This window comes from Coleofasciculus sp., from assembly GCF_046539235.1.
In the GTDB taxonomy this organism is placed as follows: domain Bacteria; phylum Cyanobacteriota; class Cyanobacteriia; order Cyanobacteriales; family Coleofasciculaceae; genus Coleofasciculus.
In genome coordinates this window covers 1-3,778 of record NZ_JBKHHI010000540.1, presented here as the reverse complement: position 1 = coordinate 3,778, position 3,778 = coordinate 1, and the positions used below count along the sequence as shown (strand labels likewise).

The 3,778-nt window shown below is 46.5% G+C and carries 4 protein-coding genes and 1 pseudogene; 2 read left to right on the top strand and 3 right to left on the bottom strand.

All coding sequences use genetic code 11. The annotated features are described in order from the left end of the window. From ACLFWI_RS28260 to ACLFWI_RS28250, 3 genes and pseudogenes are all read right to left on the bottom strand, one after another. A pseudogene (locus ACLFWI_RS28260) lies at positions 1-234 on the bottom strand (DUF262 domain-containing protein); the annotation flags it as partial. 82 nt (positions 235-316) lie between these two features. Further along, positions 317-817: a hypothetical protein gene (locus ACLFWI_RS28255; protein ID WP_446408146.1), complete on the bottom strand. Its 501-nt coding sequence runs from the start codon at positions 815-817 to the stop codon at positions 317-319. A gap of 527 nt (positions 818-1,344) precedes the next feature. Then, positions 1,345-1,923, bottom strand: coding sequence for a Uma2 family endonuclease (locus ACLFWI_RS28250; RefSeq protein ID WP_446408156.1), 579 nt, complete (start codon positions 1,921-1,923; stop codon positions 1,345-1,347). 131 nt (positions 1,924-2,054) lie between these two features. Here ACLFWI_RS28250 and rppA point away from each other — a divergent pair, with 131 nt between their 5' ends. Both rppA and ACLFWI_RS28240 read left to right on the top strand, forming a co-directional pair. Next, the gene (rppA, locus tag ACLFWI_RS28245) at positions 2,055-2,762 is read left to right on the top strand and encodes a two-component system response regulator RppA (protein WP_446408145.1); all 708 of its coding nucleotides are present in this window, start codon (positions 2,055-2,057) and stop codon (positions 2,760-2,762) included. Next, positions 2,749-3,778 (top strand): efflux RND transporter permease subunit (locus ACLFWI_RS28240; protein ID WP_446415694.1); only part of this gene is annotated, 1,030 nt, incomplete at its 3' end. The genes rppA and ACLFWI_RS28240, both read left to right, overlap by 14 nt.

Below are 3,778 nucleotides of genomic sequence, written 5' to 3'. Positions count from 1 at the left end.
AAACTTTGACTGCCGAGGTTCTTCCCAAATCATATCTCGTTGATAGTCTGGTATATACAACTCATTGATATCTTCGTCCAGCCCATCTCTGTATTTCTTAACCAGCACTTCTACAGGATATTCTTTTGTGTCATAGTCAACGACTTTCTGCTTTTCGCGAATTTCAGCTTCGGCTGCTTCTCGTTGTTGATCTGTAATTTCGGATTCCGGTGATAGTTTTGTGGCTTTTGGCATTTTGAACTCCAGTTCTGGCGAACATGGGGTAGGAGGCAGGGAAGAGAAAATAGGGAGTGATCACAAAAGTGTTCAATCTACGTCATTCAGTATATCCTTGAATCGTTTCCGGCTCAAATCGCTTCAGTAGCGGGGTAGCTTGGCGAATTAAGTCCTCCGAACCTTTGACGACAATTATATATTTCCCTTGATTGAGGCGATTGCGATAGGGGAGTGCGTCACCACTACCCAAGGCAATGCCAACTCCACCACCAACAAAAAAGCTACCCATAGCTGCCGCGATCGCACCGAAGATACCGCCAATGATATGATTCCCTATGGGACTTATCGGTAGAATTTCGATCGCCGTGAGTAAGTTAAAGGCATATCCCGCCGCAAAGCCAAAGGGGAGCAACCAGTAGGCAAGTTGCTTAACTTGCTTAATCGCCTGGAGATTCGGATCAATCAAGCCAAACTCATCAGCACTTTGATAGCCTTTACCGAGAATCGTGACTTGATTCATCGGTAAGCCTCTTTTTTCCAGCACCGTGTAAGCTTCTTCGGCTTCAATGCGATTTTTCAGGACAGCAATCAGGTAGTTCATAGTATTAGGTAGAGGTATATCGTTACAGAGGCTTCGGAATTAAATTTAAGTTTTAGTCTTTATTCTTGCATAACCTCAATCCTAACACCCAAGAGCGTTGTGGAAACGCTGGCAGACGGATTAATGCGACTCCCAGGAAAAATTATCCCAGCCTGGAGTTTAGTTCATCTTAATTTCATTTTCGTGTGAAACAATTTCCCAAGTAGAGGAACAAAACCCAGTGACAAACGTAAATTTTTGTTACATCCCTCTTGTCTCTCCAGTTAAGTAGAGACTTTAGCATAGTCAACAGACGTTGAGGGATTGGCATTACGCTCTGGAAGTGACAATGACTCTTCCTGTTAGGCTGAATTGTCTCAGTAGTTTAGATGTTGACATATTGATCGCCCTCCAGCTTCGGTAGAATGGGCATAAGCTGTTTGGCATTTAAACGATACCAGCGTGCGATCGCACACAATCCAACAATGCCCAAAGTGCTTGTTTACCCGGTGCAATTTCACCGTCAAGTCAAACTGTCAACTGTGCGTTTATTCGTCTATTTCAAAGACGATACCTTCATAGAGCAATTCAATAGGAAATTCAAATTCAATGCTTGATAAAGTAATGGTATCTCCAGCCTGGTAAGGATAGTAAAGCCACATCCTTCCCTCTCCGCGACAGTAACGTTCGACAGAGATTGTTTCCGAGTCAATCAAGATATACTCTTGCAAACTGGGAATTGTTAGATAGTAAGTGAATTTTTCCCCTCTATCCTTAGCACTTGTACCAGGAGAGAGAACTTCTACAATGAGTTTAGGCTTTTGAATAAACTTGCGAGCGTTAAGGTCTTGAGGGTCGCAACTGACGATAACATCAGGATAGTAGTAAATGCTCTTAGGACTTACTTGCACCTTCACGTCTGAGACATTCACCCGACAACCTCTGGAACGCAGATGAGGATACAAGGCTCTATAGAGATTGAGAGCAATATCGTTATGAGGAATCGTACCGCCTGTCATGGCAAAGACTTCACCATTGACATATTCATAGCGAATGTCTTGCTGAGATTCCCATACGAGATAGTCATCAAAGCTCATTTTTGGCGATTGTTGGGGAGTGGCGATCATAACCAAGATTGTTTAAGCTTGCTTTGATTGTAGCAGTAGGGGATTGATCGCGCATATAGGCAAAGTCAACCGTGAGTTAGAGTTGTAGTCTAAGAATTGAAGCTTACCCTAAACAGTTAACAGGTTAAGTTATGAAAGTGTTGCTAGTTGAAGATGAGCCAGACTTGGGGGCTGCCATTAAGCGAGCATTAAGTCTAGAAAAGTATGTGGTTGATTGGGTTGTTGACGGTACTGACGCTTGGGGCTATTTAGAAAACCAGGAAATGCAGTATACGCTGGCTATTTTCGACTGGTTACTACCAGAACTATCGGGATTAGAGCTACTGCGTCGGCTACGTGCGAACAAAAGTTCCTTACCCGTTTTAATGCTAACCGCAAAAGACCGCTTGGAAGACCGGGTGGCGGGATTGGATGCGGGAGCCGATGACTATTTAGTCAAGCCGTTTAGAATGGCAGAGTTGCTAGCCAGAGTTAGGGCACTGCAGCGGCGATCGCCTCAACTCCAACCCCAACAACTTCAGGTGGGAAGCCTGACTCTCGACTGCGGAACCCGAACGGTTTATCGTGTCGCGGCGAAGGGAGAAAAACAGGAGGTGCCGCTGACTAATAAGGAATACCAGCTTCTAGAGTATTTCATGAGGCATCCCAATCAAGTGGTAACTAGCGACCAAATTCGCAATCAGCTCTGGGAGGTGAGTGCAGAACCCCTGAGTAATGTCGTGGCAGCACAAATACGCTTGCTGCGCCGCAAACTTGAATCAATCGGCTGCGCGATTCCGATTGAAACAGTACATGGTATAGGATACCGTCTTAACCTAGGCAACGATGCGTCAAAATAAGCTATTTAGCCAGACTCGTGGGAAATTGGCACTCTCCTATGCTTTCGTCATGGGTGTCATTTTAAGCCTGTTGGGGTTTGGCGTTTATGAAGCGATCGCTCATGCTCATTTAATTACCTTAGAGCGGGAGTTAAAATCCGTAGCCGGGACACTCCATGACAGCCTAGAATCAAAACTCAAGCAGCCTGGACAAGTGGAGCCAAGGGATTCGGGTCAGTTTATGGCATCGCTGGAGATGGAACCTGGCACGTCTTTTGCTAAGGCTGACGAGAGTACCTATCGCTTTGAGCAGATTTTACTCGCCCAACCGGACATCGACAAAGTGTCCTCCCAAACGGGGTTTGAACTGACCCGTAATAGTACCTATTTCAGTGGCTACAGTATGGGCAGTGTTAACTCCGCCTCCCTAATTGTCACCCTCAAGGACGATCGCAACCGTGACATCTGGGAAATTATGGATAGCGTCGAAGCCGAAGCCCGCCTTACTATTCCCGGTTTGCGCCGCATCGCTTTAAAGGAAATGGGTGTAGACGTAATGGCAACGTCTGCGGCTCCGGTTCAGCTTGCGGTGTATGGGGAGGATTTAGACATACTTCATAGTTTAGCCAAAGATGTCCTCCGCATTGCTGAAGATACGCCGGGTTTAGTCATGCCCCAAACCAGTTCAGCCCTAACTCAGCCAGAATATCAGATTCAAGTCGATCGCCGCCGCGCCGAAGAACTGGGAATGAATGTGCGGATGGTGGCAGAACAAGCCCGCTACGCCCTCACAGGTGGCTTTACCCGCCGCTATTACAACCGCCCCAACCTGCGACAAAATTCGATTCTGGTGCGCTACGAGGAGGAAGAACGCGGCACCCTGAACAATCTGGCAGACACATACATTACCACACCGATGGGACAACAGGTTCCCCTGAAAACCGTCGCTACCTTAGAACGGCATAATGGTCCCACCTTGATTGAGCATATTAATGGTAAACGGGTGGTGTATGTCAACGGCTACTACCGGAAAAGGG

Coding starts and splice junctions, on each gene's coding strand:
- ACLFWI_RS28250 (WP_446408156.1), bottom strand. CDS start 1,923: ATGATCGCCACTCCCCAACAATCGCCAAAAATGAGCTTTGATGACTAT.
- rppA (WP_446408145.1), top strand. CDS start 2,055: ATGAAAGTGTTGCTAGTTGAAGATGAGCCAGACTTGGGGGCTGCCATT.
- ACLFWI_RS28255 (WP_446408146.1), bottom strand. CDS start 817: ATGAACTACCTGATTGCTGTCCTGAAAAATCGCATTGAAGCCGAAGAA.